We start from the raw sequence: 26,970 nt of genomic DNA on the forward strand, positions 1-26,970 counted from the left end.
TTTTACTGAAATCAGCAGTAATAGAATAGCGCACAGGTTACTAGCCGAATGGATTTTCTGCCCCAAAACATAACCGCTTACGCTGAAGCCTATACCTCGCCCGAGAGTACGCTGTTGCATCAGCTCAACCGAAATACCCGTGCCAGGATCATGGCACCCCGGATGCTGTCAGGGCATATACAGGGCCGATTGCTGTCGATGATCTCCTGTATGATCCGGCCCCGGCGAATTTTAGAAATTGGCACTTATACGGGCTATTCAGCCCTATGCCTGGCAGAAGGGTTGACGGACGATGGCCAGCTTATTACCATCGACCACAATGAAGAACTCGAAGATTTTGCCCGATCTTACTGGCGGCAATCCCCCTTTGAAAACAAGATTAATTTTCAGATCGGCTTAGCTGCCGATATACTGCCTACCCTGGATGAAACGTTTGATCTGGTGTTTATCGACGCCGATAAACGCAATAATTCCCTGTATTTTGATCTGACTTTTGACAAGTTGCGGCCAGGTGGTTTCATCCTGGCCGATAATGTTTTATGGAGTGGAAAAGTTGTTGAACCGCTGAATCCATCCGATCAGGATACGGCGGCTGTGCTGGCGTTTAACCAGAAAATTCAGGATGATGTGCGTGTGGAAAATGTGCTGCTGCCCGTGCGTGACGGGATAATGGTGATACGGAAATTATAAGTACGAGTGATGAAATCAGCCGCCTGAGCGGGCTAATCTATGAAAAAACAAACCTATTCATTCTTTCTCCTATTTCTTCTCGCGGGGTTCGTAGCCTCGGCGCAAAATACGCCAGTTGTGCCGGAGCGAGTGACCTTTGCCGACATTTCGGTACAGCTAGACCCCGATGCCCGACGTCTGGTGCAGCAGGATGTAAACGCTCTGTTTTCTAATAAGCAGTATTGGATGGCTAAACTCGATCGGGTGGTGCTGTATTTCCCGATGATTGAGTCGATTCTGATCAGCGAAAACGTACCAACGGATTTCAAATACCTCGCCGTTCAGGAAAGCTCATTGACGCCCGATGCGGTATCGACCTCTACGGCAGTGGGTTACTGGCAGTTTAAACGGGAGACCGCTACTGATTATGGCTTGCGTGTGGATGACGAAATTGATGAGCGAAAAAGCATCACCGCGTCGACGCACGGTGCAGCTAAGTACCTGAAAAAGAATAATGTTCAGTTCAATAACTGGGTGGCGTCGCTGTATTCGTATTACCTCGGAGCGGGAGGCATTTCTAAATTAATTCCGCCCGATTGGTCGTATGCTCGTGAGATTGCTCTTGATGGACGTACTGACCGGTATATTCTGCGCTTTTTTGCGCATAAAATTGCCATTGAGAATGCGCTGAAATTTCACCAGACGAGCAACCGGTTTGCGCTGATCGAATACCAGAAAGGAAGTGGCAAAAGCATGCGGACCATTGCTGACGAGTTAGGCGTCGATGAATTTGAACTCCGTAAATACAATCGATGGGTACTGGGAGATGCCGTTCCGACCGATAAGACCTACGTAATGGCTGTGCCAGTCGTGAGCAATCAGATCAATGATGTTCGGCAGAAAATAGGCGAAACCACTGGCAAAAGCGCGGCTGATGTAGCCCAGAGCGATGTAGGTTTTCCGGTGTTACGTCGGGTAACAACAGGTTCGGGAAGTAAGAATGAGCCGATTCTGTATGAAATAAATGGGTTGCCCGGCATTCAGGCGCAGATTGGCGACAATGCGGGCACCCTGGCCCGCAAAGCAAAAATCAGTTTGTCGAGCTTTTTACGGTATAACGACCTGGACGAATCCGATCCGATCATTGTTAATGATATTTATTACCTGTCCAAGAAACGGAAAAAGGCACTTGTTCCATTTCACACCGTTCGCGAATCGGAAACGTCCCGGAGTATTTCGCAACGCTACGCCCTGCGGCTCAAGAAATTGCTACGTTATAACCGCATAGAACGGGGCCAGCAACTGGAAACGGGTCGCGTGATGTGGCTCCGCGAGCGTCGGCCAAGCGATAAGCCCGTTGAGATTATTAACTCGCCAACGCCACCCGTGTATGATCAAACGCCACTGCCACCAACCCGGGCGGAAGTGGCGGCAAATACACCCACAGAACGTACTGTCGGGAATACTCCCAAGCCTGTAAGCGGCAGTGATGCCATTCCACGTAATGCGTCGGAGCGGAAACGCTATCAGCCTAAACTGGTGGATGGTGGCATTGCAACCAATGATGGTACATCGGCACCCGCGCCTGCGCAACCGTCCGTACCACAGCCGACCTCCGTATCCACCAGCCGTCCGGCTCCAGCCACGCCGAGTACGCCGGGGAATAGTGAAGGTTCTCAGCGAGTTGTGATTGTGCGGTCTGCCGATGCCGACGGAACAACGAAAACGGTTCCTGTGGCAACAACTCCCGAACGCAACAAAGCCGCTGCGCCAGCTACCACTTCTGAAGATGGATGGCGGCCTGCGGGTTCTTCGGCAACGAGGGAGGAAATCAACGCGTACAACCGGACTCCGACAGCCAAAAAACCATCAACCGCTCAAACGGGTAATTACACGGGCCCACTTGAGCAACAGGCCGATGGTTCACTAACGGCCGTGGATACGAAGGCAATCGTTCGGCCGGCGGCACCCGCTGTGCCTAAAGCCGATGTTGTTAAGGCTGAGACGCATACAAAAACCCCCGAAGTAACGGTTCCCGAAAAGAAATACGTGGCAACAGTTACGCCAATGGTAGAGAAGAAGCCAGAAAAGAAGGTCGACGTTCCTGTAGCATCTCCGACAACCACCACGGCTGAGCGCTCAGTAACGACTCACGTAGTTGGGAAAGGCGAAACGTATTATGGCATTGCCCGGCAGTATGAACTGACGCTTAGCGAATTGCTGGAAATGAACAATCGCACGTTAGATAATAAACTCGAAGCTGGTCAGAAGCTGAAGGTTAAAGCTGGTGGTAGCAGTGCTGCTAAAACGGAACAAACCGCAACGAAGACGGAAAAAGTATCGTCTAAAACGGAGGAGCCAACTCCCGCAAAAACAGCATCGACTCCAACGGGGCAATCGGGCGTTACGTCTCATACCGTTGCTAAAGGTGAAAACCTGTTTCGTATTTCCAAAATGTATGGCGTAAGCGTCGAGCAACTTCAGGAGTGGAATAAATTAGGTACCGCCTATGTACGGGAAGGTCAGAAGATACGGGTTGTAGAGCCGTAAGCCTAGACTTTTATGCTGTGTATAAGGTAAAAAAAAGCTCTGCCAGTGCAGAGCTTTTTTTGTTTGCCACGCTATAAGATGGACGTAACAGAGGTCGTATTTTTCCTCTATACGTCGTTCTGGTAAACGTATCCGAGTTTACTATTCTTCAATCATGGTAATGCTTTATTCCGTAAGTTGTATCTTTACTGAGTAATCCATTACGGATTTACTGCTGTGTTACAACTATGATTCTGCTTGATAATACCTGTATCAGCGACGATGTCGCCGAGAAATTCTTCGTCTGCAACTTAGATAAATGCAAAGGAGCCTGTTGTGTGGAAGGCGATATGGGCGCCCCTCTGGAAGGGGATGAACCAGCCATTCTCGACCGGATTTATGAAGATGTAAAACCCTACCTCTCGCCCGAAGGCATTCGGGTAATCGAAAAGAAAGGCGGCTACGAATCGGATGGTGAGGGAGGCTTCGTGACCAATACCGTCGCCGGACGAGAGTGTGTTTACGCTACCTGGGACGATCGGGGTATTTTGAAGTGTGGTATTGAGGAAGCTTACAACGATGGTAAAGTTGGCTGGAAAAAACCCATTTCCTGCCACCTCTATCCCATTCGGGTAACCAAATACGAATCGTTTCATGCGCTGAACTACGATCGGTGGCCTATTTGCAGCCCCGCCTGTAGCTTCGGCGAACAGTTGAACGTGCCCATCTATAAGTTTGTCCGCGAAGCCCTCATCCGTGCCTACGGCGAAGAGTGGTATGGCCGACTGACAACGGCGATTGAAAACCCTGCCAGTGCTGACTAATGCCCGAACAACGCGATTATTTTGAGGAGGTTTACGAAGTTGTACGCCTGATTCCAAAAGGGCGTGTTACGAATTATGGCGCCATTGCCCGCTACCTGAGTCTGCGGGCGGGTGCCCGAATGGTGGGGTGGGCCATGAACGGTTGCCACAATCGCCCCGATATACCTGCCCATCGGGTTGTTAACAGCGTTGGTCTGTTAACGGGCAAGCATTTTTTCGGTGAGCCAAATGCGATGCAACGATTGCTCGAAGACGAAGGCGTTCGGGTTGACAATGACCGGGTCGTTGACTTCAAAACGCTACTCTGGGATCCGTCAGTTGAGTTGGCAATGTAGAACGTAGTGATCGGTCGTAGCCTGGATGGAACATGGTATTTTTTCCCCAGGCTGCGACCGATCACTACGTTGTTAATTAATTGACGCGGCCAAGTTGCTCTTGTTCAATGCTTTCGTCAGTCAATGAACAGCTTTGTCAGATGAGCTTGATACGTTGCTATATCACCAACGACATTCGCATTTTTCTCTGCATAATGAAAGTGGATGCTTTCCGGTGGCTGCATACCCGTAGAAGTATTCATACGGTGGAAGCCGAACGAGGCAACGTGCCACCCGTGCCATAGGGTAGTCCCCGATTTCCTATCAACAAAAGAACTGGATGCGGGTCCTATTAAACTGGTTTGGGAAGGCTTTGCCCCGATTGAAAATACCCTGTATTCCGGCACCTGCAATCGAACCATCTATTCCAAAGAGATTAATCAGATTGAGGCTATTTTCCTGAAAGAGATGGAACCTGAGGTTCAGATTTTTGACTAGTTTTGAACTACCCAAAATTGTCGGCTCAATCGCTTATCGATTCCTTTTCTATGCAATCTTTCCTGCTTCTATTGTTGACTGCTTTAGCGATTCATCCGGCTTTTTCACAATCCATTCCCTCAAAAGTCTATTCGTGGGATCAGGCACCGGTTGTCAAACATACTGGTTATGAGAGCCGAACAATCATGAGAGGGCCTACGCGGGACTTTAGTGACTTAACTATTCGTGCAGTAACGCTTTTTGCCAATCGGCCCTCGCAGCATAGTCAAACGCTGGATGAGGAGCAACTGATTATTGTAAAAAAGGGCGAATTAACCCTGACACTAAATGAAAAGAAGAAAACGCTGGGGCCAGGTAGCGTTGCGCTGATCATGCCGGGCGATGTACACCGGTTTGAAAATAAAACCGACGTACCGCTCACTTATTTTGTTATGCAATACACCTCGAACGAGATGCCTGACATAGATTTAACCCGGCTGGCAGGTGGCTCCTTCTGGGTCGACTGGAAAGAGGTTCCTTATAAAGCACACGAGAAAGGAGGCATCCGGCGGATGTTCGACTGCGGAACGGTGATGACCAAGCGATTTGAGATGCACGTCACAACGCTCAATGCCGGTTTATGGAGCCATCCACCCCACACGCACCGGGCTGCCGAAATACTGCTTCTGATCGATGGCACAGCTCAGGAAAGTATCGACGGAGTATTGCAGCCAGCGGGCGTTGGCGATGTGATTTTTCTGGAATCCAACGTACCGCACGCCATTCAAAACACCACCCAAAAAAGCTGTACCTACTTTGCCTTTCAGTTCGAATAGCTGTACCGATTTAGTTGACTGGCTGCTGACTGGCAACGGCTTTAACTAACGATGTCAGTACTCCCCGTACTTCCTGAATCAGAATTGGGTCTGTTATCCGCCCCTCAGCATCCACTCTTTGGCGAACAAAGGGAATAATCAATAATGCGTCTTCGGGTAACTTCGCCGTTAAAACACCCAGCGTGTAGACCAGCGCTGCATGAGCGCGCGAACCGCCCATGTCGGAAGGACTGGCGCTGATAACGCCGACGGGTTTGTCCACAAACTCGCCCGATGACGCTATCCAGTCAAGCATATTTTTCAGGACACCCGGCATTCCATGAATATATTCTGGCGTGCAAAACAGAATAGCGTCGGCTTCCCGGAGCAGGGTACGTAGCCTATTGACAGGTTCGGATGTGTTTTCCTTGTCACGCTCGGGACTGAAGTGGGGTAGATCGTCCAGGCCGTCGTAGAGTGTAACGGTCACGTTGTCGGGTGCTAATTCTGCGGCCGCCCGCAGCAGGGACGTATTGGTGGAAGCGGCCCGCAGGCTACCCGATATGGCAACGATATGCATGAGATGTTGAGTTGTTCTTTTACCGCAACACTTTCGTAATCTCGTTTAGTTTCTCCATTTTTTGCACAAAATCGCCTTTGAGTTTGGTACGGATAGCCGTCAGGTTGTCGAGCGTTTCCTGCAAACTGTCGGGCAGGATTTCTTCAAGTACCTCCCGAAATCGTTTCGCGAAGGTCGGCGATTTACCATTGGTAGAGATGGCAATTTTCAGGTCGCCTTTTTTCACCACCGAACTCAGGTAGAAATCGCACAGATCGGGGGTATCCGCTACGTTAACCAGTAGGCGCTGGCTTTTGCAGTCAGCCTGAATCTGGTGATTAACCGTCCGGTTATTCGTTCCAACGATCACCAGGTCTTTGTCGGACAGGTAAATTGGATGATACGGCTCCTGAATCAGTTGCAGTTTGGGATGTTGCTGGGCTAACTCCCGAATCTCGTCCCGAATTTCAGGCGCCACGAGTGTGATACGTGCCTCCGGCGAATTGCCAAGCAGGGCCGTAAGTTTTTCAAGGCCAACGTAACCTCCGCCCACAATAAGCGTGTGCAGATTCTCGGCCTTAACGAAAATGGGGAAGAGGGTATTCATAAAAAAAGTCGATAGTCGTAAGTCAGCAGTAGTAAGTGATTAAAAACCAGCTTACTCCCAGTGACAAACTTACGACTATCGACTGATGACTTACGACTCTTTTTAAAATTTAAACCCAAGGTTCACACCCAGAATCCGGCGTTTGCTATTGCCACTGCTCAGTACATCGGCAAATCCATAATGGTAAACGAAATCCAGCATAATTGGGCCCGCATCGAAACCAAGGCCAGCTAGTCCGTTGATCGTAGCGGCCTGGAAATCAGCGTTTCCTAGATTAAAATCGTTTTTGTCCGTGCTGAGGGGCGTTGCATATTCAGCACCCACCTGTAGCCGAATGCCCGATACACCCCGGTCTGACTGAGCTACTTTGAAGCCAATCATGGCAGGAATATGCAGATACCGCTGATCGATATTGCCAATAATGTCGCTGACGTTACCGCCATCACCAGCCTTATAGAACTGCGAACTGGAGGTTAGGTATTCGGCACCAATCTGACCATAAATCCGGCCACCACCTCGAACAAAGAAGCCCAATTGATAGCCTAAACGACCGGTTAAATTTTTGCTGTCGATTGTTTCGCCCTCAAAACTGGTTGAGTTAGCCCCCGCATACACGCCAAACGTGAAGTGCTTGTAATTCTGGCGATGCTCCCGACGTTCGGTCGCTTCTACGTTTTGCTGACCATCCTCAAAACCCTGGTCATAGGCTCTGCTCAGATCGCTTTCATCATACATGCGTTCCGACCGACGGCCGTCACCCATTCGTTCCTCGTACCGATTATTGTACCGAGGCTCTTCCTGCCGTCGCTCATTAAATTGTCGTCGCTCATCCAGCCGATCATCAAATTGACGTTCGTAACGACGTTCGTCACGGCGCGATGACCGGTTATCGTTATAACGGTCGTCATATCGGTCATTGTAGGAATTCTGCTGACCAAGCACGATTCCTGTACTGCAAACACCTGCCAGAAGCAGGGCTGTTTTAGTGAAAGTTTTCATAATTCTTGCGTTGAGTAAACCAATACCATCATTTATTCCTAAAACCGTGCATCAATTAGGAATGTTTGGGTAGACGCTGGTTAATCGTTTTTTTAAGAGTAATTCGCAAAAAAAAGCCGCCTTCGTTGGAAAGCGGCTTTTGTATTTTTCTGCGACTAGAACTTGAAGCCTACACTGGCGCTCAATATCCGGCGCTGCGAAGTGGCAAAGCCAGTGTTCTTAGCGATAACATCGCTGAAACCATAATGGTACGTTAGGTCCAGGAAGAACGGACCCGCATCGAAGCCTAACTGACCTAAGCCGTTAAACGTACCCTTTTTGAATTCCAGATTATTCAGATTGCCAAACGAGTTGCTGCTTGAACCGATCTGATTGGCATACTCCAGACCTAACTGCACCCGTACGGCCGAGATTCCCCGATCCGATTCAACAAGCTTGTAACCGATGTAAACCGGAACCTGAATGTATTTGATGTCAATTTGATCCTTAATACTTGAAGCCGACTGGCCAGAGCCTTGTACAAAGTAGTTTGAACTCGAAGCAAAATACTCAGCACCAATCTGACCGAAAAGGCGACCACCACCCCGTACGAAGAAACCAGCCTGGTAGCCCAGACGTCCCGTCAGCTTATCGCTGCCTCCATTAGGATTAGTTACTTCGCCTTTGAACTTGGTCGTGTTCAGGCCCGCATAAATACCGAATACAAAATTCTTGTAGTCGTTCGCTTTTGCCCCTTTAACGCGCGTCGTGTTATACGTATCAGTTGTTGTCGAAGCCGTTGTGCCATCGGTCGACGCAGGCATGCTGTTCGTTGAGTACGTAGTAGTTGGCGTTACTGAATTCGTTGTGTTCGTCGTCCCGTCCGAGTTTGTCGGGCTGTTGGTAGACATAGTATTCGACGGAGTCGTGCCATTAGCTGAATTTGTACTATCCGTTGTTACCGACGTACTGTATGAAGTAGTAGTTGGGGACGAATAAGTAGTAGTAGTCTGGGCATTTGCGATGCCGATGCTACACAGGCATAGTGCCAAAAGTGAGAATTGACGTTTCATATCCTTGTTGGATGATCGTTGAGTTGTATAAAAATAAAAAAAGGTGTAACCGAAATTACACCCCATTAACAGGTCTATCTGTAGCAATGTTTTGAACTATTTCAATTTTAGGTCAAATTTAATTCATTGCATAGAGTAGAAAAAAAGCTTGACTCTAACCCGCGCTATTCGTTACGCATCGCTTTGAAAGCGTTCATCAAGCCGTTTGTTGAGCTGTCGTGCGTGGTCACGGGTGAGTCGTCCTGCAGCTCGGGCAGGATTCGGCTGGCCAGTTGTTTGCCGAGTTCTACGCCCCACTGATCGAAGCTGAAAATGTCCCAGATAACGCCCTGAGTGAAGATTTTATGCTCATAGAGGGCAATGAGGCTACCGAGAGTTCGGGGGGTCAACTTCCGGAAAAGGATCGAATTGGTTGGCCGATTTCCCGAGAACATTTTGAAAGGAGCCAGTGCTTTTACTTCCTCTTCGGTTTTGCCCGATTTGCGTAATTCTTCGGCGGCTTCTTCCTCGGTTTTGCCGTTCATCAGGGCTTCCGTTTGAGCAAAATAATTTGCCATTAAAATTTTATGATGCTCACCAATGGGCCGCTGGCTGACAGCCGGAGCCAGGAAATCGCAGGGAATAAGTTTCGTGCCCTGGTGAATAAGCTGGTAAAACGCGTGCTGGCCGTTGGTGCCCGGTTCACCCCAGATGATCGGGCCCGTCTGGTAATCGACGGGCTTGCCGTCCCGATCCACCGATTTACCGTTGCTTTCCATGTCGCCTTGCTGAAAATAAGCCGCAAACCGGTGCATATACTGATCATAAGGAAGGATAGCCTCGGTTTGCGCCCCGAAAAAGTTATTGTACCAGATGCCTACCAGCCCCAGAATTACCGGCAGATTTTGCTCGATTGGTGTATCGCGAAAGTGGTTATCCATCGCATGGGCTCCGTCCAGCAGCTCTTCAAACTTATCGAAGCCAATGTATAGGGCAATCGACAGCCCAATTGCCGACCAGAGCGAGTACCGACCGCCAACCCAATCCCAGAACCCAAACATATTGTCGGGGTCGATGCCGAATTTCTCGACGTCCTTCTGGTTGGTCGACAGCGCAGCAAAGTGCTTGGCAATAGCGGCTTCATCTTTAGCCACATCCAGAAACCATTGCCGGGCCGTCTGGGCATTGGTCATGGTTTCCTGCGTGGTGAAGGTCTTCGACGCAATCAGGAACAACGTCGTTTCCGGCCGAACAGTCTGCAGAGTTTCGTAGATATGAACACCGTCTACGTTCGAGACAAAATGCACGCGCAACTTTTTGTCATCGGCATAAGGTTTCAGCGCTTCCGTTACCATAACCGGGCCAAGGTCCGAACCACCAATGCCGATATTTACTACGTCGGTAATGGCTTCGCCGGTGTAGCCTTTCCATTCCCCCGACCGAATGCGCTCCGAGAAGGACTTCATGTGCGCCAGCACTTCATTCACATCAGGCATTACGTCTTTGCCGTCCACCAGAATCGGGCTGTTGGCGCGATTACGGAGCGCCACGTGCAGGACGGCCCGATCTTCTGTCCGGTTTATTTTATCGCCGGAGAACATCTTACCGATGGCATCCGTCAGCCCGGCCTGCGTGGCCAGTTGTGCGAGTAAACTGACCGTTTCGGCGGTAATTCGGTTTTTTGAGAAGTCGAGCAGAATATCCTCAAACTGGCGCGTAAACGTAGTAAACCGGGCTGGATCTTCGACGAACAGATCGCGGAGGTGCCGGTCTTTCAGGCTATTATAGTGAGCTTGTAGCTGGCTGTAAGCGGGGAGGTCCGTGAAACGATGATTAGCAAGCATAAGTGATTTCTGGTTTGCAGTTGTTGAGTTTACCGTTTTCGGTTATCGATTTCGGTTGGCTGACGCGTCTGAAACAATGAACCGAAAACCGTAAACGGACATGTCGGCGCGAATATCGTCAATCCCGGCAATCTTTTTTCCTCTATTTTTACGCGCCCTTTCCATCTGGAAGCAGGGTTATTTTGTCATTAATACGTTGATTAATGAATCAAAAACTTTTTTATTCGTTAGTACTTGCTGGTTTAGGAATCCTGTTTTTTATCCCGTTTCTGGGGGGCGTTCGTCTGTTCGACTGGGACGAGATTAACTTCGCTGAATGCGCCCGTGAGATGGTGGTGCTGGGTGATTATCTGCACGTTCACATTGATTTTAAGCCGTTTTACGAAAAACCACCGCTATTTTTCTGGTTTCAGTCAATGATGATGCACCTCTTTGGCATCAACGAGTTTTCGGCCCGGCTGCCTAATGCTATCTGCGGCATCATAACGTTGGTTTACCTCTATAATCTGGGCCAGAAACTGCACGGTCATCGGTTCGGGCTGCTCTGGTCGCTGGCGTATCTGGGATCGGTAACACCTCACCTATATTTTCGATCCGGCATTATTGACCCATTTTTCAACCTGTTTATATTCATTGGTTTAGTTAACCTCATTTTTGCGTCCTGGAAACGGGAACGCCTGGGGGGAGCGCTGACCGTACCAAAAAGCGAATGGACATACGTAGTAACAGGCGGCTTTGTGCTTGGACTGGCCATTATGACAAAAGGCCCTGTCGCTTACCTGATTATATGCCTGGTGCTGGGTGTCTATGGATTGCTTAGTCGCTTTCGGTGGTTCATTACGCCCCTGCAATTCATTGCGTTTTCCATTGCCGCTTCAGTTGTTTCCCTTGCCTGGTATGGCCTCGATATTTTTCTCCACGGCCCGGCCCTGATGCGTGAATTTCTGGCTTATAACATTCGCCTGTTCAGTACGCCCGATGCCGGTCACGCCGGCTTTCCGGGCTATCATATTATCATTCTGCTGGTTGGCTGTTTTCCGGCGTCTATTTTTGGTATTCGTGCGCTGGGAACGCTGTTCATCGAGCGAAACTACCAGCGCGAATTTCGGCGGTGGATGCTAATTTTATTCTGGGTTGTGCTGGTGCTGTTCAGCATTGTGCAGTCTAAAATTGTACATTACTCGTCGCTCTGTTACTTCCCGCTAACCTACCTGGCAGCGCTGACGCTCATGCAATTGGAAGAGCGGAAAATTCAGTTCAACAATTGGATGCGAGCGGGTTTACTGCTTGTTGGCGGCATCTACGTAGCGGCCATTATCGGTTTGCCCATTCTGGCGCACCGCATGGATCTAGTGAAATCCGTTGCCGATCAGGACCCATTCACGCAGGGAAATCTGGATGCGAAAATCAATTGGACGGGTTGGGAAGTGTTGCCAGGCGTATGGTTGCTTATTATTCTGATTCTAACGCTTGTCTGGTTTAGTCAGCGCGAGCCAGATAAGGCCATTGTTGCCCTCTTTGGTGGTATGGCGGTATTCATTACGTTGACGCTCTGGTTTTTTATTGGCCGGATCGAAGGCATTTCGCAGGATGCCGCTATGCGTTTCTTTGAGAAGGCGCAGGGACAGAATGTCTACGTGAAAGCTTACGGTTACCACAGTTACGGCCCCTATTTTTACACGCTAAAACAACCCCCAACGAATCTTAATTATTACAATGACGAATGGCTGCTACGGGGGCGGATCGACAAAGACGTTTGGTTCATTCGCAAAGCCAGTGAGCAACCTACTCTCCTCGATTCCCTGCCCGACGTTCGGAAAACAGGTGCCGAAAATGGGTTTGTGTTTTATAAGCGATTAGCCAGATAGGTTTTCAGGCAGGATTAAAAGCAAAAAGAAATTCTGCAAATCCAACCGTTGGCCCGGCTGCGTCAGCAGGACAAAAAGTACGCGATTTGCCGGTCATAATAAAAAGTTCAAATAGCTTCCCTGTCAGAAAAACATCGGTAAGATCACTATCCAGAACCTTTTGGCAAAGAAAAAGTAGTAGAGTGAAAACTTGACTGCTTACCCCGAAAGAGAGTATGGAAGGAACATCGTTGAATCAGATTCGTATTGGCGATCCACTGACCCGTGTGGATGGTCATCTGAAAGTGACCGGGGGCGCAAAATACGCCGTCGAATACGAGTTGCCCGACATGGCTTATGGAGTACTGGTGACCAGCACAATTGCTAAAGGACGTATTAAAACCCTCGAAACAACTGCTGCCGAAGAAGCCCCCGGAGTACTGGCAATTATTACGCATATAAATTCACCCAGGGTGCCGGGTTATGACCTAAAGCCCGATCCCGAAAAGACACGGGTGGTGGGCCAGGAATTTCGCCTTTTCTACGATGACAAAATTCTATATAACAATCAGCCGGTTGCGCTGGCGGTAGCCGATACGTTCGAACGGGCGACGCATGCGGCCTCCCTGGTTAAAGTTGAATACGTTCAGGAGCCGCACCAGACCAACATTCGTAAGGGGCTTTCCAAAGCTTATAAACCAAAACGCCCGGATGACTCGGCCCGTGGTATCGCGGATGCCTATAAAAGCGCGCCCATCCACATCGAGCAGGAATACCAAACGCCGATTCATGTGCATAATCCCATGGAGCCACACGCGACGACGGCCGTGTGGGAGGGTGACAAGGTAACGGTTTACAACAAGACGCAGGCGTCCAAACTGGCTCAGAGCGATATTATGAAGGCATTTGACTTGCCCGAAGCAAACGTTCATGTGCATTCGCCGTTTGTGGGCGGGGCTTTTGGTAGTTCGTCGCGGGTCTGGCCACAGGAAATGGCTGCGATTCTGGGAGCTAAGAAAGTAGGGCGGCCCGTGAAAGTGGCCCTGCGACGTGATCAGGTGTTTAACATGGTTGGTTATCGGCCTCGATCCGTTCAGAAAGTGGGCCTGGGCGCTACGGCTGACGGTAAATTAGTGGGCATCACTCATGAGGCTTATGGCTCCACGTCGGCCTATGAGCAGTTTACGGAACGGACCATTCACCCGACAAAGTCGCTTTATAACTGCCCGAATCTCAACGCTACGTATCGACTCATTCCACTTGATCTCAGTACACCCTGCTGGACACGTGGCCCCGGCGAAACCAGCGGCTCGTTTGCGCTTGAATCGGCGATGGACGAGTTAGCATATGCGTTAAAGATGGACCCGTTGGCTTTGCGGCTGGCTAATTATGCTGAAGTTGATCCGGAAAACGGGGCGCCCTGGTCGAGTAATTACCTCAAAATGTGCTATGAACAGGGTGCTCAACGCTTCGGCTGGTCGAAGCGAAATCCCACGCCCCGCTCAACACGCGATGGATCCTGGCTGATTGGAACGGGGATGGCAGCAGGCATCTACCACGCCAACCGATCGCCCGCAACGGCGCGAGCTGTGTTGCAGGCGGATGGTACGTTGATCGTGCAAAGTGCCACCGCCGATGTTGGTCCCGGCACGTACACGATCATGACGCAGATTGCCGCCGACGTGATGGGTATGGCCCCCGCCAGGATTCGTTTTGAACTGGGCGATTCGTCGTTACCCCCGGCACCGGGGCAGTTTGGTTCGCATACGACAGCGTCGGTTGGCTCGGCGGTTCATGACGTTTGTGTCGCGTTGAAAGAGAAATTGCAGACGCTGGCAGCCGACCAGAAAAGCCGTGATGGACAAGCTTACGCCGATCTGCTGAAGCAGCACAATCTAACCCAAGTGGACGTAACGAAAGAGTCGAAGGAGGAGCCGGGTAAAGAGAAACGGTCGGGACAATCCTTCTGTGCCAATTTCGTTGAAGTGCGCGTGCATGCGGCAACGGGCGAAGTTCGGGTAAGTCGGGTGGTGTCGGCGCTGGATGTAGGGAAGGTGATCAATCAACACACCGCCCGCAGTCAGGTGCTGGGATCGGTGGTTTGGGGAATTGGTATGGCGCTGATGGAAGATGGCGTCATTGATCACCGTTACGGTCGGTACGTCACCAAAGATCTGGCTGACTATCACGTACCCGTTTGCGCCGATGTTCCAGTCATTGATGTCATTCTTATTAATCAGCCCGACGCTTTTCTCGATCCCATTGGCGCCAAAGGCATGGGTGAAATTGGGTTGATTGGCTTTGCGGCTGCTCTGGCCAATGCGGTATATCATGCCACTGGCAAACGCATTCGGGAATTACCCATTACGCCCGATAAGCTATTGTAATTGCGGTGATTTCAAACCGTTAGGGCAACCGGATAGTTACAACCCTATGACTACTAAAACTACTTTTTCTAACCGATCTGTATCGGGCAATAAGATCTGGCCAATGGCTAAACGGACTTGGCCTGTTGCGCTTATGATTGGCTTGATGGCCTGTGCCCAGACTAGCCAACCCAGCACCGGTTCCCAGAAAACGCTACGTGTCTCTGTCGGAGAAATCAAAGATATTACGTTGTCCAAAGGGGGGAACGGCTCGTGGGAATTAATTGGCGCGTCCGACAATCAGGAGGTTGTTGAAGTATCCAGGCGTAATCTGACTCCGGCCGTCGATACGTTAAAACGTGATACTACCGGACCCATGATTTTTCAGATAAAAGGTGTTACGTCCGGCACGGCAAATGTTGTTTTCACGAGGAAGCCAATAGATGGAACCGGCAACGGCGAAGTTGTATGTACCTACGTTGTGCAGGTGACAGCAAAGTGATCTGTTGTTCAATCGGAGGACAGCTATTCTTGTAGTATCATTACAAAACAAGTGTTTCGTCTACCCAACGTCCCCAAGGGCTAATGGATGATGACGCTACGTTACTGAACTCGAACAACTACCAACCTTTTCACCCTCATTTGGTTGGGCTGGAAAGCGTCCGACGGGACGAGCGTCTTGTCAGCGGTAGCCTGCCCACGCGGAGCGAAACAAAGCTTCAATCTCGCCACATTTACTACTATTCAATTACCGGAGACAGTTTTTGCGTTACTGGAGATTGCCATACCCTTTTTGATAAGAAAGGAAGCAAGCGCCAAAAACAAGATGAAAGCTGTGAACTCCCCCAAAACTCTACCCATGCTAAAAGTGCTCGGGCCTTCCGACACAACTGCCACCAGTATGTTTAGTAGAAGGGGGAAACGCCCTAATTGTATGATTAGAATAAACGCACCCAAAATGACTAACCCCCAACCCAGTAATTTTTTGATCCAATTTTGCATCGTATTTAAGTTATTGTGTATTGTCATTACGGGCGTATACCATAACCTGTCCTATTGGGGCGTTCCTCTTGTCAACCGGAACTTGGAAATGGGAGCCCAACTTGCCAAACCGGGGCGTGCAGCTTGTCGCAGATAACCCGCCTAGTACACCCATTTTTTGCTATGCGCCCAACGCCCTAGAGGGCTGATGGATGAGGAGCTTAACTTGCTGAACAACAGTAGCCAAGCCTTTACACCCCCTGCTTGTTGGGCTGCAAACTCTCCTTCAGGGGCGAGCATCCTGTCATAGGAAAGCTACCCTTTCAAGTCAGAGATTAAGGTGTCCAAACAGTTGATTTAACTTGTTCAATCCTCCACTGCCTTTCCGAAAGTTTAGTGGCCTGACCTTCATAAGTGATTGTGCTGTCGTCGCCAATAATTGACAGTTCAAAATGTAATTTGGCTCGGTCTGGCGATGAATACGAAAACCTATACTCTTCGTAACCTCCTATACGTTCCATCAAGGCTTTATCAGCTTTTGCTTGGTCAATCAACTCAAAGAGAAAAGAAGGAATATAATAATCAATTACTAATCTGACAACCTTCGTCACAATGAAGAGGCAAATAAAACCAATAAATAGCGTCTGTAAAATCCGTTTTTTATCCATTTACACTAACATACTTTACCGAAGTAGAAACGGTTAGCCTGTCGCACAGAACGTAGCATACATACTTTTTAGCTGGCTAACTCAGGCGCTTCCTGTGTCAACCGGAACCCGCCAAACGAGCAAAAAGCTTGACCTCTGCGGCAGGCAACCTGTTGTCCACCCAACGACCATGAGGGTGTTGATGGTGAAGGCAAAACTTAACTGAATATACGTACTTGTACCTTTACACCCCCTGTTTAGTTGGGCTGCAAAGCCGCCTTCGGGACGTGCTTCCTGTCACCGGAAGGCTGCCCATGCCCAGCCATTAAACACCTTCCTCGGCATATTCTTTCGTCCGAACCCAGTTATCCAGCTTGTAGAACACATAAAGCGCCCCCAACGGCAGAGCAAACGAGATAGTTTCACCTGCTATAACCGGTTCAAAAGGGTTGGACTGGTAATTTTGAGCAACGCCTTTGCCGAATAGCAAGAAGTTCAATAACTGAAAACCTACGCCTTGGGCCGCCGAATAAGTAAGCGTAGGTAAATTAACGAGAATAGGAAGCAATATCTTCCACCATTTGGAGAAGACATTGGCTTTCCAGACTTTATAGATCGCATACAAGTTGAGGGCTAAAACTACCCACCCTAGTAGACTAAAAATGATAGATGTGGACATTACGGATTAGAGTTTACAAGTACTCAAAAGTTTGTTTTGTCAGCCGAGAGCTGGAAATGGAAACCTAAGACCTACCTAACCGGGGCGGTTCTCGTGTCAACCGAAGTTGATTAAGGAGCCGAAAGAGTCTTGTCACGGGACGTGCCCCCTGTCACGCGAGACTCCACTATTACGTTATCAGCTTGTCGTGTTCACCCAACGACTCAGGGGGCTGATGGGGCAGGCATAACTTGACTCAATATACTTACTTCTGACCTTTACACCCCTGTTTGGTTGGGCTGCCAAGCCTCCACCGGGACGGGAACCCTGTCGCCGGGAAGCTACCCCACGCAAAGCGGAATACTTAAACCATTCTTCGTCTTCGTCAAATTGCCACTGGCTCAAATCCTCAACTGGCCTGGGTAATCGTCCTTCCAACCAATGTAATAACGTGCCCGGCTTAAAGTTACGGTCTTTAGTTTCAATCACCCAAGAAAGAAAATCTTCAGGTAGGTAGGCGGGTGGCGAAACAGGGTAAAACAGGGTCGGCAGGCGCTCACCGGCAGACAAATAATTACAGACATGTCCTACTTCTTGCACGACGTGCCAAGCCAAAGGGTTCGTTATATCAATCTTGAACTTAACCCACCATAATCCACTTTCGTCAGCGCCAAAACCGATTGGTTTTTGAATTGCTGGTACTTTTCCAAGGTACTCGATAAGGGTCTTAAAGGCTCGTTCAGTCATGAATAGTTGTAATAGAAGTTCCGTTATGAAGCATTTGATTTGTCGGCCGCAACTTTCCTTTAATGATTTCTTTTCAGGGGCGATTCTGGTGTCACACGTATTTCGCCAATGAGCATTAGCTTAACTAACTCGTTGCTCCACTGTCGCAGGTAACTTGCCTTTAACTCACTGCATGGACCCGCCACCCAACACCTGTGGGTGTTGATGGTGATGGCATAACTTAACTGAATATACGTACTTGTACCTTTACACCCCTGTTTAGTTGGGCTGCAAACGTTCCTCCAAGACGTGCTTCCTGTCGACGGGAAGCTACCCTTCTTTTTAACCAAAGTGTTCCGCTTTATCCAGACCCATTTGGATGTCGTTTATCCTTTGCCCATTGGTCATGTCGAGTAATATGACTTTCTCAATGGCAATTTCGTCGTGGTTAGCCGCAATTATTGAAAACCAGATTCCTTCTTCAAAATCATGATGCCATGTCGTCATAATCTCATGCTTCGGAAGATATAAATCCTCTATGTCAACTTCTCTAAATACAATTTCTTCATCTATCAAATCATGTACTAGTTCGCATTGCTTTCCAAGGGTGCAAATCCAGCAAACATCTTTGGCGATAATTTTAGTGATAACCTCGTTGAGGTACCTTCTATCTCGGTCATCACTGATTAGGACGCATAACCAATTCTGATTCGGGATTTGAGCGTACCAATTTTGAGCGGTATTGTACTCTACAAAAAGAATCTCACGAGAATTGATACGTTTTTCCAAATTGGCTTTTTAAGTTAATTATTGAGCCGTGCTGTCTGTCAACCGAAGCCGACCACTACGCTGTTTTTCAGCTTGTTGTGTTCACCAAACGACCATGAGGGCTTATGGTGGGCGCATAGCTCCACTGAATACACGTACCTGCACCCTTACACACCCGTTTGGTTGGGCTGAAAACCCTCGGACGGAACGCGCTTCCTGTCAAAGCTGCCCTGCTGTGGGCAACAATTTACCACAGCCCAATCCAGTTTTCTAACGCTCGTTTAGATTCTTCTACGGCAAGCCAAGTACTTACTTTACGTTCGCTTCTTGTATCATAAGCGGTTAAATAGTGAACACTGATTTTTTCGCCCACTTTCAGATGGGGTAAGTGTGTTGTGAAGCCGTTCTTTCTCATTTGAGTTATCGATATAGAGAAATCCACTCGGTCCTTTAATCGTGGCGGAAACCAGTCATCAAGTTCGGCTCTTGAGCGCAGCATTTCACCATCTTCTGTTCCTATATGCAGCGTCCAGTCATTATTGAAGGCTTCGATTGCATCTAAGGATTCACCCGTAGCAACGTCAAAATTCACATCACTATTTTTTGCTTTGAGTACACAAAATGATTCTATTTCCTCATCCACATCCGCTATTCTTTCAATACGTATTAGCCAACCGTTACTGCCAGCGACAGTTTCACCATTGTAGAGTGGCTGCCGAATTTTGAAAGTGACTACCTCAACTCTATGGGCTAACGAACTGAAAATTTCAGATTCACCATTTATATACTTTTTTGTCTCGAAGAGTTGAACCTTAATACATTTGAAACCGCAGCTAACTAATCCTAACGGCGTGTCAAAGTTTCTTTCTATCAAATTCATCTGTTCTCCCACCTCTCAGGAATAGTACTTGTCAGTTGGAACCTATTACCGTTTCGTATATAACTGTATTTGTTTGGTCCTGGAACTTATACCCACTGCCAGGTATTGAGGCCGTGCTTGCAATACGTGTCGGCCGCCTGTCATGACCAATCCCTTAAATCGCTTTAGCCAGGCATCAACATCTTCGGGTTTGTAATACTTCACATTGCCGAATGAACTGACCGGCTGAAGGCCAAAGGCTTCTCTCAGCCGCTCGAAGGCAATGGGCGTTATGTTGTGCTTCAGGCAGATTAATTGCTTGCTCAAATGGCTTGATGTTGGGGTCGTTGCGGGGGCCTTGTTGAGTTCAGGCTGGAACCTGGCAATGGCTTCCTGCTCCAGTCGATCCAGGTCATTTTCGTCGCAGGGGATGAAGCTAAATCGGACGAATTCCTTACCTGAAAATTTGTGATTTAAAAGCCGGGGATACAGACTCATCGTCTGACCAACGTACACCACTTCATCGTTGGCATTGATCAAATAATAAATGCATGGCTGGGGCTGAAATAGCGTTGCGCTATCGAGAATCTGACCCAAATCAAGGTGTTTTTTGGTGGTTTTTTGCGTCTCTTTCATGTATTAAATATAATACAAACAATACTTATATCCAACAAATAATACCTATATTTTTTCGCGTTTTTAAGCCTTTTTTATAGCTTTGAAAATGGCTGGACGACGCGAGAAAAAGAACGATATTCAGGGGAAATGGCTCAAGGAAGCGCTGGCCAAACAGGGCGTTTCGGTCTACCGATTAGCGAAAGAATTGGGGATTAGCCGCGAGAAATTTTATCGGCATATTGGCAATAAAACTTACCTGAGCAGCGAGTCCCTGGCGGCCATTGCCCGGCTGTATCCGAGCATGAACATGCGCTACGTATTGACCGGCGAAGGGCCGCCCCTGACCGCATGAAAAAGCCCGTTGCGAAATCAGATGATTTCGCAACGGGCTTTGGTGATGAGTATACGTAGTAAACCAGGTAGCTTCTCTGAAAAGCTGCTGGTGACTTCCTGCAAAAAAATTACTTTACTTCGACCGATTTGCCGGTACTGCTCACCGCTTTGCCTTGCTCGAACGTCAGGTCAATACGGCCTAAATTGATACCGGCAAACCCAACCTGATTAATCCAAACCGGCTGGCCGTCGGGATTGTTGACCGCTACGGGGGCGTCCAAAAAGGTGTGCGTATGGCCACCAATAATCAGGTCAATATTCCGGGTTTTCGCGGCCAGTACGTTGTCCGAAACGGTTGGCTCATTATACTTGAAACCAAGGTGCGACAGGCAAATGACGTAATCACATTTCTTGTCGTTTCGTAGCGTGGCTGCAGTGTCGTTACCGATGTCGATTGGATCGAGGTATTTGGTCTCCTTGTAGGCGTTTTGCGGAATCAAACCGGCTGGCTGAATGCCCAAACCGAAAACACCTACGCGAATACCGTCTTTTTCAAACACTTTGTACGGCATCGTCTTACCATCCATCACCGTGTTTTTGAAATCGTAATTAGCGATCAGCAGCGGAAACGTTGCCTTGCCGAATTGGGTTACCATATTCTCGATGCCACCATCGAAATCGTGATTGCCGATGGTACCGGCATCGTAACCAAGCCGGTCCATCGCCAGGATTTCGGGCTCGCCCTTGTAGAGGTTGAAATAGGGCGTTCCCTGGAAAATATCACCTGCGTCGAACACCAGTACGTTCTTTTGCTCCTGCCGAATTTTCTGGATGAGTGTGGCCCGGCGGGTAACCCCACCCTTACCCGCATTGCGGCTCCCGTCCATCGGGAATGGATCCAGTCGGCTATGTACGTCGTTGGTATGCAAAATGGTTAGCGATGACGAACCACGTCGCCCGGCACTAGCCAATACGTCGGGGGCGACGGCGCCAACGACAGCAGCCGTACCCAGTAATTTTAAGAACTGACGTCTATTCGATGCTGATGCGTCCATCGGAAACAGGGTTAATGGGTTGACCGGTTTTACCCTGATTTCGGAAGTAATCGATCAGGGCATCCCGCATGAGGTAGTTGATGTTTTCGCGCTTGATGGCATTTTTAAGAAAATTGGCGTTGTCGCCACCGTCGGCAACGTAGTCGCTCATCACAACGGTGTAGGTTTCGTTGGGTTGGAGCGTCCGGCCATTGGTGAATGTAACGGATGTCACCTGTTCGTTATGGATCTTGGCGCGTAATCCGCCCACCACCAGTTTGTCGCCTTTGGCAAAGTGATTGAACAATTGCTGGAGCATATCGCCGGTAACCGTCAGCACAATCAACTGATTATCGAAAGGCATAACCTCAAAAATGGAACCGGTCGTGATGTTGCCTTCCGGCAGGTTATTTCGAATGCCTCCGTAGTTCAGGTGCGAACAGTCGATGGGTTTTCCGTAGCGCTGGGTGGCCTGTTGCAGGAGTGCGTCGGTAAGCAGGTCGTTGAGCGGTCCTTCCGGCTGACCTTTATTGATAGGGGCGCTTGCTCGGGCAAGTACCTCGTTCATCGCTTTGTTGAGGCCCTGCCGATAGGGTTGCAGAAAATTCGCCACGCTGCTGTCGGCTGACGCGGTCAGAGAATCCACACCGATGCGGTTGGCCGTTCGGTTCGTAAGGTGATAGCCACCCGGATGACAGGCCGCAAATCCGGCAAGCATCAGGAGCAGTAGGTATCTTTTCATAAGTAGCTGCAAGTTCGGAAACTCTGGGCAATCATGTGTTAACAAATCATTAGAAACCCCCGGTTGCCTGCCTGCTAACGTATGATTGTCGCCTTCATCCCGCAAGCAGGCTTTGAATATGGTAGAATTTGAGGGTTGTCTTTCACAAAACGGCTATTGTGACTTATATCAGTGGGTTACGCGGGTATTTTGCCTAAATTAACCACGGATGAAGCAGCAACAATGGAAGGCACTGGCGGCTGAGTGCGTGGGGACAGCCTTACTGATTTTTGGCGGGATTTCAGCGGTGATTTTTAACTTCGGCGCGGGGAGCCGAGTCGCCGACTGGCTTCCCGATGCACTGGTGCGCCGGATACTTACCGGCTTTTTATTTGGCACCGTAGGTTGTCTGGTCACCTTGTCGCCCCTGGGACGATTGAGTGGCGCGCATCTGAATCCGGCCGTCACCCTCGCCTTCTTCGGACGCGGCCTGATGCCCTGGCGCGGTTTGCTGGGCTATATTACGGCTCAGTTAATTGGTGCTTCCCTTGGTGCAGGTGCCCTGTACATATGGGGGCCAATGGGTGAGAGCCTGCACGAAGGCATAACGGTACCAGGACGTAGTATGGGTATTGCCTTTGCCGGGGAAACGGTCTGCACCTTTTGCCTGATCAGTTTGATTTTGCTGTTCACGGGCCACGATCGGCTAAAAGCTTATACGCCTTATATGATACCGCCCCTGTTTGCCATATTGGTAGGTTTGGAAGCACCGCTGTCGGGGTGTAGTGCTAACCCGGCGCGTAGTTTTGGCCCCGCGTTATTAACCGGCATCTGGACCGACCACTGGCTCTACTGGCTGGCACCTATAACGGGCACCGTTGCGGCACTACTATTATTTGCCTCTCCCTTACTGCAATGGCTACAGAATGACATCGCCAAACTTTGCCATTTCGGGCACGACCCAACCGGCTTCCTGCGTGGACAGGAACAACCCGCGAGTATTTAAGACTACTTTTTGAAATAGTCTATTTTGTCGGCGCCTGAATTAGTGTTTATACGGCTATCGCCACTGCTATCATTATCCTTCAACGCTACACCGGTTAACTGCAACTGAAACGCCGAATTAATCAGGTACATGAGTTTGTCTACAGCCAGCGCCGGCGGCAGTCCCTGCTCCCGAATGTTCGAGATGCAGTTTCGTCGTTCGTCCGTTAAGCCAGGCTCGGGTGCATAGGTGATATACGCGCCAATGCTGTCAAAGGAGCTGAGGCCGGGCCGCTCGCCAATCAGCATGACGGCCAATCTAGGACGTAGCAGTCCGCCAATGGCATCGGTCATCGCGACCCGCCCCTGTTCCACCAGCATGATTGGCGATAGTGAGTAACCTGCCTGTTGCGCTTTTTTAACCAGCAAATCGACCACCTCTGCCGCATTTTTGTTAATGGCTGTGGCCGAAAGTCCATCCGCAACGATGATACTGATATCAGCGGGTGGGCTTTTGAGTTGTTGAATTTTATTGATTGATGATTCATCCAGTAAACGGCCTAAATCAGGGCGCTGCAAGTATACGTCCCGGTTATTTGCCTGACTTTTAGCGTAGTGAACCGGCAAGCCCGTACTTGATAAAGAAGCCAGTAACTCGTTAACCTCCAAGTGTGAATAAACGGCATCTTTGGCATGGGCGTGCGCCAGCTTAAACTGAAGCGACTCTTTCAGCGGCACAGAAACGCCGGTTCGCCCGAGCGCGATCCGGGCGTTTGTAAACGCTTTTAGTGGTTCCCATTCATCGGGTGAGGGACGTAGGGGGTATGACGCCTGGGGCAGGGGGCTTGGAGCATAGGGCGTCGGAAGTAGCGCTGTAGGTATAGGATTTGTTGTTATGTGTTTGACTCCGCCCAAAGCCCCTTGCTCAAGGCCCCATGCCCCCAGTCCCCGGCTCCAGGCTCCATCAGATAGTCGATTCCCTTGAGCATCCATGATGCCCTGACGAAGCAGCCATTCTTCAAACTCAGGCGCGGGTCGCAGGCCAAGAACCCGACGCAGGTATAACGCATCGTGGAAGGAGGTCGACTGGTAGTTCAGCATGATGTCATCGGCACCGGGAACGCCCATGATAAAGTTAATGCCTGATACGCCCAGCAGGGTCAGCAAGGTATCCATATCGTCCTGATCGGCCTGCGCGTGGTTCGTGTAGCAAATGTCCATACCCATGGGCAAGCCCAGTAGTTTACCGCAAAAGTGATCTTCGAGCCCGGCCCGAATGATCTGTTTTCCGTCGAATAAATACTCCGGCCCAATGAAGCCGACAACTGAATTGACCAGAAAAGGCTTGTATTGACGGGCAACGGCATAGGCCCGTGCTTCGCAGGTTTGCTGATCGACATGGTGATGCGCGCCCGACGACAGAGCACTGCCCTGACCCGTCTCGAAATACATTACGTTATTGCCAATTGTCCCCCGCTTCAGGGATAGACCTGCCTCGTAGGCTTCCTGCAAAAGTGCCAGATTTACCCCAAAACTGGCGTTCGCCTGTTGTGTTCCGGCAATGGACTGAAAAATAAGGTCAACTGGCACGCGTTGCTCAACCAATTGCAACGTAGTGGTGATGTGGCTCAGCACACAACTCTGGATCGGCATGGCAAACCGCTCGCGCAATCCATCCAGCATGTACAGCAGCCGGGACGTAGCCGCCGGGCTATCCGTGGCCGGATTAATTCCGATCATCGCGTCTCCGCTGCCGTAGAGCAAACCATCGATGATGCTGGCTGCTATGCCCTTGGCATCGTCGGTGGGATGATTGGGCTGAAGCCGAACGGAAAGATGCCCCCGCAGGCCCATTGTGTTCCGGAATTGGGTGACTACTTCGCATTTTTTGGCTACCAGAATCAAGTCCTGATTCCGCATCAATTTTGATACGGCGGCCACCATTTCGGGCGTAAGTCCGGGGGCTAGTTGTTGTAACGTAAAGGTAGTGGCTTCGTCTCCGAGCAACCAGTCCCGCAATTCACCAACCGTAAAATGACTGATAGGAGCAAAAGCCGCTTTGTGGTGAGTATCAATTATTAAGCGGGTAACATCATCGAGTTCATAGGGAATAACGGCCTCATTGAGGAACGTAGCCAGCGGCACATCCGCCAGGGCGATCTGAGCTGCTACGCGCTCCTCGTAGCTCTCGGCCGCCAGTCCCGCCAGCCCATCGCCGGAACGTAACGGACTCGCTTTCGCCAAGAGTTCCTTCAAGTCCTCGAAGCGATACGTAAAGCTGCCGATGGTACATTGATACGCCATGATTGGTATATGTTAGATTTACCCCACCCCAAACCCCCTCCCCTAAAAACTAGGGGAGGGGCTAAAGAAAGGCTAGGATGCACCCCTCCCCTGGTTTTCAGGGGAGGGGCCGGGGGTGGGGTATTTTCATTTCAGTTTTCCACTCCTGCTGGATTTTTCGATACCGGCCTGATACGTAAAAGGCGATTATGATTATGATCAAACCGCCGAAAAATAGCAAACTCAGCCAGCTATAAAAATAAAGCATTGCGCCTAAGGCTACCAGGGCCAATGCAAGCGCAATGGCCGGAACGATGGGATAAAAAGGCGCTTTAAATGGGCGTGGCAACGCAGGCTGAGTTTGCCGAAGCTGGAATAAAGAGAGCATACTTACGATATAAACAACCACCGCGCCAATGGTTGACAGAACGACTAACTTGCTCGTATCCAGTAAAGTTAAGGCCAGAATACCAAACATAGATCCGACTACTAAAGCCCAGTACGGTACCTGGCGGGTTTTGCTGACCTGCGAAAGGCCATGAGGTAGGTAGCCACTACGGGCCAGCGCGAAAATCTGCCGGGAATAACTGATGATGATGCCGTGGAAGGACGCAATCAAGCCAAACAGGCCGACGCTGGCGAAGAATTTGGTGAGCGGATTTTGCCGACCCAGCACGATAGCAATCGCTTCGGGCATCGGATAGTCGAGATGATCCAGCTTTTCCCATTCTGTAATGCCGCCCACGCTGATCATCACGGTCAACGCCAGAAAAGCCAGCGTCAACACCGCTGAGATGTACCCCTTGGCGATGGAATTTTTTCCTTCTTTCACTTCTTCGGCGACCATCGCAATGCCTTCCAGACAGACGAAAAGCCAGATGGCAAAGGGTAATGCGGCAAAGACACCCGGCCAGCCAAACGGCATGGGGTTGTGCATGAACGTATCAAATCTGGTATATGGATACACGACGCCAATGAAGAGCAATAGCTCACCTATGGCAATGATGGTCATGATCAGCGAAAACCAGGCCGCTTCCTTGATACCCAGCAGGTTAATTATCGTAAAGACAACGAACGAGCCAACTGAACACCAGACAACCGGAACGCCAGGATACAAAAAATGGACGTAGCTGCCCAGCGCCAGACCAATAGCGGGTGTCGCAAACAGGAATTCAATCAGGGTGGCGTAACCCGCTACCAGCGCCCCCAACGGACCAAAGGCCTGCAGGGCATAGGCGAAGGGGCCGCCCGCATTCGGTATGGCGGTGGTCAGCTCAGTAAAGCTAAAAATGAACGTGAAATAGAGTAACGTAATGATGAGTGTCGCAATCAGCAGGCCCACCGTTCCCGCTACGCCCCAGCCGTAATTCCAGCCGAAATATTCACCGGATATGACTAGCCCTACACCAATCGCCCACAAGTGAATGGGTTTTAACGCTTTTTTTAATGCTTGGGGCTGTTCTGCCATTGTTGATAG

General features: G+C 49.8%; 26 protein-coding genes and 1 pseudogene. 10 read left to right on the forward strand and 17 right to left on the reverse strand.

Going from position 1 to position 26,970, the window contains the following annotated elements:
- The first annotated feature begins 48 nt into the window (after positions 1 to 48).
- From ACYVEA_RS11280 to ACYVEA_RS11295, 4 genes are all read left to right on the forward strand, one after another.
- Positions 49 to 690, forward strand: coding sequence for an O-methyltransferase (locus ACYVEA_RS11280; RefSeq protein ID WP_461113524.1), 642 nt, complete (start codon positions 49 to 51; stop codon positions 688 to 690).
- Between the two features lie 39 nt (positions 691 to 729).
- Complete coding sequence (locus ACYVEA_RS11285) at positions 730 to 3,219, forward strand: LysM peptidoglycan-binding domain-containing protein (RefSeq protein ID WP_461113525.1); 2,490 nt, start codon at positions 730 to 732, stop codon at positions 3,217 to 3,219.
- 227 nt (positions 3,220 to 3,446) lie between these two features.
- The gene (locus ACYVEA_RS11290; RefSeq protein WP_461113526.1) at positions 3,447 to 4,022 is read left to right on the forward strand and encodes a DUF3109 family protein; all 576 of its coding nucleotides are present in this window, start codon (positions 3,447 to 3,449) and stop codon (positions 4,020 to 4,022) included.
- Positions 4,022 to 4,357, forward strand: a complete 336-nt coding sequence (locus ACYVEA_RS11295; protein WP_461113527.1) for an MGMT family protein — start codon at positions 4,022 to 4,024, stop codon at positions 4,355 to 4,357. The genes ACYVEA_RS11290 and ACYVEA_RS11295 overlap by 1 nt, the downstream gene beginning before the upstream one ends.
- Positions 4,358 to 4,473: 116 nt before the next feature.
- Here ACYVEA_RS11295 and ACYVEA_RS11300 read toward each other — a convergent pair whose 3' ends face one another.
- On the reverse strand, positions 4,474 to 4,599 hold the full coding sequence (locus ACYVEA_RS11300; protein ID WP_461113528.1) for a hypothetical protein: 126 nt from the start codon (positions 4,597 to 4,599) through the stop codon (positions 4,474 to 4,476).
- Positions 4,600 to 4,884: 285 nt separating this feature from the next.
- Between ACYVEA_RS11300 and ACYVEA_RS11305 the strand changes: the two genes are divergently transcribed.
- Complete coding sequence (locus tag ACYVEA_RS11305) at positions 4,885 to 5,649, forward strand: cupin domain-containing protein (RefSeq protein WP_461113529.1); 765 nt, start codon at positions 4,885 to 4,887, stop codon at positions 5,647 to 5,649.
- A gap of 10 nt (positions 5,650 to 5,659) precedes the next feature.
- Here the strand turns inward: ACYVEA_RS11305 and ACYVEA_RS11310 are convergent, their stop codons facing one another.
- The 5 genes from ACYVEA_RS11310 to pgi all read right to left on the reverse strand — a co-directional run bounded on the left by ACYVEA_RS11310 (position 5,660) and on the right by pgi (position 10,668).
- Positions 5,660 to 6,208, reverse strand: coding sequence for an NADPH-dependent FMN reductase (locus tag ACYVEA_RS11310; RefSeq protein ID WP_461113530.1), 549 nt, complete (start codon positions 6,206 to 6,208; stop codon positions 5,660 to 5,662).
- A gap of 19 nt (positions 6,209 to 6,227) precedes the next feature.
- Positions 6,228 to 6,794, reverse strand: a complete 567-nt coding sequence (locus ACYVEA_RS11315) for a precorrin-2 dehydrogenase/sirohydrochlorin ferrochelatase family protein (RefSeq protein WP_461113531.1) — start codon at positions 6,792 to 6,794, stop codon at positions 6,228 to 6,230.
- Between the two features lie 102 nt (positions 6,795 to 6,896).
- Positions 6,897 to 7,793: a hypothetical protein gene (locus ACYVEA_RS11320; RefSeq protein ID WP_461113532.1), complete on the reverse strand. Its 897-nt coding sequence runs from the start codon at positions 7,791 to 7,793 to the stop codon at positions 6,897 to 6,899.
- Positions 7,794 to 7,948: 155 nt separating this feature from the next.
- Positions 7,949 to 8,845 (reverse strand): porin family protein, encoded by an 897-nt coding sequence (locus ACYVEA_RS11325; protein ID WP_461113533.1) that lies wholly within the window; start codon positions 8,843 to 8,845, stop codon positions 7,949 to 7,951.
- Between the two features lie 164 nt (positions 8,846 to 9,009).
- Positions 9,010 to 10,668: a glucose-6-phosphate isomerase gene (gene pgi, locus ACYVEA_RS11330; RefSeq protein WP_461113534.1), complete on the reverse strand. Its 1,659-nt coding sequence runs from the start codon at positions 10,666 to 10,668 to the stop codon at positions 9,010 to 9,012.
- A 203-nt stretch (positions 10,669 to 10,871) separates the two neighbouring features.
- Here pgi and ACYVEA_RS11335 point away from each other — a divergent pair, with 203 nt between their 5' ends.
- The 3 genes from ACYVEA_RS11335 to ACYVEA_RS11345 all read left to right on the forward strand — a co-directional run bounded on the left by ACYVEA_RS11335 (position 10,872) and on the right by ACYVEA_RS11345 (position 15,383).
- A complete protein-coding gene (locus ACYVEA_RS11335) occupies positions 10,872 to 12,536 on the forward strand; it encodes an ArnT family glycosyltransferase (RefSeq protein ID WP_461113535.1) in 1,665 nt (554 codons plus the stop codon).
- 215 nt (positions 12,537 to 12,751) lie between these two features.
- Positions 12,752 to 14,902, forward strand: a complete 2,151-nt coding sequence (locus tag ACYVEA_RS11340) for a xanthine dehydrogenase family protein molybdopterin-binding subunit (protein WP_461113536.1) — start codon at positions 12,752 to 12,754, stop codon at positions 14,900 to 14,902.
- 46 nt (positions 14,903 to 14,948) lie between these two features.
- On the forward strand, positions 14,949 to 15,383 hold the full coding sequence (locus ACYVEA_RS11345; protein ID WP_461113537.1) for a hypothetical protein: 435 nt from the start codon (positions 14,949 to 14,951) through the stop codon (positions 15,381 to 15,383).
- Between the two features lie 814 nt (positions 15,384 to 16,197).
- On the opposite strand, the gene ACYVEA_RS11350 is transcribed toward ACYVEA_RS11345, so the two are convergent.
- The 6 genes from ACYVEA_RS11350 to ACYVEA_RS11375 form a co-directional block, all read right to left on the reverse strand.
- Positions 16,198 to 16,530 (reverse strand): hypothetical protein, encoded by a 333-nt coding sequence (locus tag ACYVEA_RS11350; protein ID WP_461113538.1) that lies wholly within the window; start codon positions 16,528 to 16,530, stop codon positions 16,198 to 16,200.
- Between the two features lie 304 nt (positions 16,531 to 16,834).
- Positions 16,835 to 17,188, reverse strand: coding sequence for a hypothetical protein (locus tag ACYVEA_RS11355; protein WP_461113539.1), 354 nt, complete (start codon positions 17,186 to 17,188; stop codon positions 16,835 to 16,837).
- Between the two features lie 177 nt (positions 17,189 to 17,365).
- Positions 17,366 to 17,914 (reverse strand): hypothetical protein, encoded by a 549-nt coding sequence (locus ACYVEA_RS11360; protein WP_461113540.1) that lies wholly within the window; start codon positions 17,912 to 17,914, stop codon positions 17,366 to 17,368.
- A 321-nt stretch (positions 17,915 to 18,235) separates the two neighbouring features.
- On the reverse strand, positions 18,236 to 18,682 hold the full coding sequence (locus ACYVEA_RS11365; protein WP_461113541.1) for a DUF7684 family protein: 447 nt from the start codon (positions 18,680 to 18,682) through the stop codon (positions 18,236 to 18,238).
- Between the two features lie 226 nt (positions 18,683 to 18,908).
- On the reverse strand, positions 18,909 to 19,541 hold the full coding sequence (locus ACYVEA_RS11370) for a hypothetical protein (RefSeq protein WP_461113542.1): 633 nt from the start codon (positions 19,539 to 19,541) through the stop codon (positions 18,909 to 18,911).
- A 45-nt stretch (positions 19,542 to 19,586) separates the two neighbouring features.
- Positions 19,587 to 20,156 carry a GIY-YIG nuclease family protein gene (locus ACYVEA_RS11375; RefSeq protein ID WP_461113543.1) on the reverse strand — a complete coding sequence of 190 codons (570 nt, stop codon included), beginning with the start codon at positions 20,154 to 20,156 and terminating at the stop codon, positions 19,587 to 19,589.
- A gap of 88 nt (positions 20,157 to 20,244) precedes the next feature.
- Here ACYVEA_RS11375 and ACYVEA_RS11380 point away from each other — a divergent pair, with 88 nt between their 5' ends.
- Positions 20,245 to 20,490, forward strand: coding sequence for a helix-turn-helix domain-containing protein (locus ACYVEA_RS11380; RefSeq protein ID WP_461113544.1), 246 nt, complete (start codon positions 20,245 to 20,247; stop codon positions 20,488 to 20,490).
- Between the two features lie 109 nt (positions 20,491 to 20,599).
- On the opposite strand, the gene ACYVEA_RS11385 is transcribed toward ACYVEA_RS11380, so the two are convergent.
- Positions 20,600 to 21,526, reverse strand: coding sequence for a metallophosphatase (locus ACYVEA_RS11385; protein WP_461113545.1), 927 nt, complete (start codon positions 21,524 to 21,526; stop codon positions 20,600 to 20,602).
- On the reverse strand, positions 21,504 to 22,247 hold the full coding sequence (locus tag ACYVEA_RS11390; RefSeq protein ID WP_461113546.1) for a 5'-nucleotidase C-terminal domain-containing protein: 744 nt from the start codon (positions 22,245 to 22,247) through the stop codon (positions 21,504 to 21,506). The genes ACYVEA_RS11385 and ACYVEA_RS11390 overlap by 23 nt, the downstream gene beginning before the upstream one ends.
- A 208-nt stretch (positions 22,248 to 22,455) precedes the next feature.
- Here ACYVEA_RS11390 and ACYVEA_RS11395 point away from each other — a divergent pair, with 208 nt between their 5' ends.
- Positions 22,456 to 23,232, forward strand: coding sequence for an MIP/aquaporin family protein (locus tag ACYVEA_RS11395; protein WP_461113547.1), 777 nt, complete (start codon positions 22,456 to 22,458; stop codon positions 23,230 to 23,232).
- Positions 23,233 to 23,234: 2 nt separating this feature from the next.
- On the opposite strand, the gene eutC is transcribed toward ACYVEA_RS11395, so the two are convergent.
- The 3 genes and pseudogenes from eutC to eat form a co-directional block, all read right to left on the reverse strand.
- Positions 23,235 to 24,125: an ethanolamine ammonia-lyase subunit EutC gene (eutC, locus tag ACYVEA_RS11400; RefSeq protein ID WP_461114074.1), complete on the reverse strand. Its 891-nt coding sequence runs from the start codon at positions 24,123 to 24,125 to the stop codon at positions 23,235 to 23,237.
- A 45-nt stretch (positions 24,126 to 24,170) separates the two neighbouring features.
- Positions 24,171 to 25,514: pseudogene (locus ACYVEA_RS11405) on the reverse strand (ethanolamine ammonia-lyase subunit EutB); the annotation flags it as partial.
- Positions 25,515 to 25,611: 97 nt separating this feature from the next.
- Complete coding sequence (eat, locus tag ACYVEA_RS11410; protein WP_461113548.1) at positions 25,612 to 26,961, reverse strand: ethanolamine permease; 1,350 nt, start codon at positions 26,959 to 26,961, stop codon at positions 25,612 to 25,614.
- Between the last annotated feature and the right edge of the window lie 9 nt (positions 26,962 to 26,970).

The sequence above is a fragment of the Spirosoma jeollabukense genome, assembly GCF_054777855.1.

Excerpts from the sequence above, each read along its gene's own strand:
- ACYVEA_RS11335 (WP_461113535.1), top strand. The coding sequence starts at position 10,872 with ATGAATCAAAAACTTTTTTATTCGTTAGTACTTGCTGGTTTAGGAATC.
- ACYVEA_RS11300 (WP_461113528.1), bottom strand. The coding sequence starts at position 4,599 with ATGAATACTTCTACGGGTATGCAGCCACCGGAAAGCATCCACTTTCAT.
- ACYVEA_RS11370 (WP_461113542.1), bottom strand. The coding sequence starts at position 19,541 with ATGAATTTGATAGAAAGAAACTTTGACACGCCGTTAGGATTAGTTAGC.
- ACYVEA_RS11390 (WP_461113546.1), bottom strand. The coding sequence starts at position 22,247 with ATGAAAAGATACCTACTGCTCCTGATGCTTGCCGGATTTGCGGCCTGT.
- ACYVEA_RS11360 (WP_461113540.1), bottom strand. The coding sequence starts at position 17,914 with ATGACTGAACGAGCCTTTAAGACCCTTATCGAGTACCTTGGAAAAGTA.
- ACYVEA_RS11350 (WP_461113538.1), bottom strand. The coding sequence starts at position 16,530 with ATGGATAAAAAACGGATTTTACAGACGCTATTTATTGGTTTTATTTGC.
- ACYVEA_RS11315 (WP_461113531.1), bottom strand. The coding sequence starts at position 6,794 with ATGAATACCCTCTTCCCCATTTTCGTTAAGGCCGAGAATCTGCACACG.
- ACYVEA_RS11385 (WP_461113545.1), bottom strand. The coding sequence starts at position 21,526 with ATGGACGCATCAGCATCGAATAGACGTCAGTTCTTAAAATTACTGGGT.
- ACYVEA_RS11355 (WP_461113539.1), bottom strand. The coding sequence starts at position 17,188 with ATGTCCACATCTATCATTTTTAGTCTACTAGGGTGGGTAGTTTTAGCC.
- ACYVEA_RS11375 (WP_461113543.1), bottom strand. The coding sequence starts at position 20,156 with ATGAAAGAGACGCAAAAAACCACCAAAAAACACCTTGATTTGGGTCAG.
- ACYVEA_RS11325 (WP_461113533.1), bottom strand. The coding sequence starts at position 8,845 with ATGAAACGTCAATTCTCACTTTTGGCACTATGCCTGTGTAGCATCGGC.
- ACYVEA_RS11280 (WP_461113524.1), top strand. The coding sequence starts at position 49 with ATGGATTTTCTGCCCCAAAACATAACCGCTTACGCTGAAGCCTATACC.
- eat (WP_461113548.1), bottom strand. The coding sequence starts at position 26,961 with ATGGCAGAACAGCCCCAAGCATTAAAAAAAGCGTTAAAACCCATTCAC.
- ACYVEA_RS11290 (WP_461113526.1), top strand. The coding sequence starts at position 3,447 with ATGATTCTGCTTGATAATACCTGTATCAGCGACGATGTCGCCGAGAAA.
- ACYVEA_RS11320 (WP_461113532.1), bottom strand. The coding sequence starts at position 7,793 with ATGAAAACTTTCACTAAAACAGCCCTGCTTCTGGCAGGTGTTTGCAGT.
- ACYVEA_RS11310 (WP_461113530.1), bottom strand. The coding sequence starts at position 6,208 with ATGCATATCGTTGCCATATCGGGTAGCCTGCGGGCCGCTTCCACCAAT.
- ACYVEA_RS11295 (WP_461113527.1), top strand. The coding sequence starts at position 4,022 with ATGCCCGAACAACGCGATTATTTTGAGGAGGTTTACGAAGTTGTACGC.
- ACYVEA_RS11345 (WP_461113537.1), top strand. The coding sequence starts at position 14,949 with ATGACTACTAAAACTACTTTTTCTAACCGATCTGTATCGGGCAATAAG.
- ACYVEA_RS11340 (WP_461113536.1), top strand. The coding sequence starts at position 12,752 with ATGGAAGGAACATCGTTGAATCAGATTCGTATTGGCGATCCACTGACC.
- pgi (WP_461113534.1), bottom strand. The coding sequence starts at position 10,668 with ATGCTTGCTAATCATCGTTTCACGGACCTCCCCGCTTACAGCCAGCTA.
- ACYVEA_RS11380 (WP_461113544.1), top strand. The coding sequence starts at position 20,245 with ATGGCTGGACGACGCGAGAAAAAGAACGATATTCAGGGGAAATGGCTC.
- ACYVEA_RS11305 (WP_461113529.1), top strand. The coding sequence starts at position 4,885 with ATGCAATCTTTCCTGCTTCTATTGTTGACTGCTTTAGCGATTCATCCG.
- ACYVEA_RS11285 (WP_461113525.1), top strand. The coding sequence starts at position 730 with ATGAAAAAACAAACCTATTCATTCTTTCTCCTATTTCTTCTCGCGGGG.
- ACYVEA_RS11395 (WP_461113547.1), top strand. The coding sequence starts at position 22,456 with ATGAAGCAGCAACAATGGAAGGCACTGGCGGCTGAGTGCGTGGGGACA.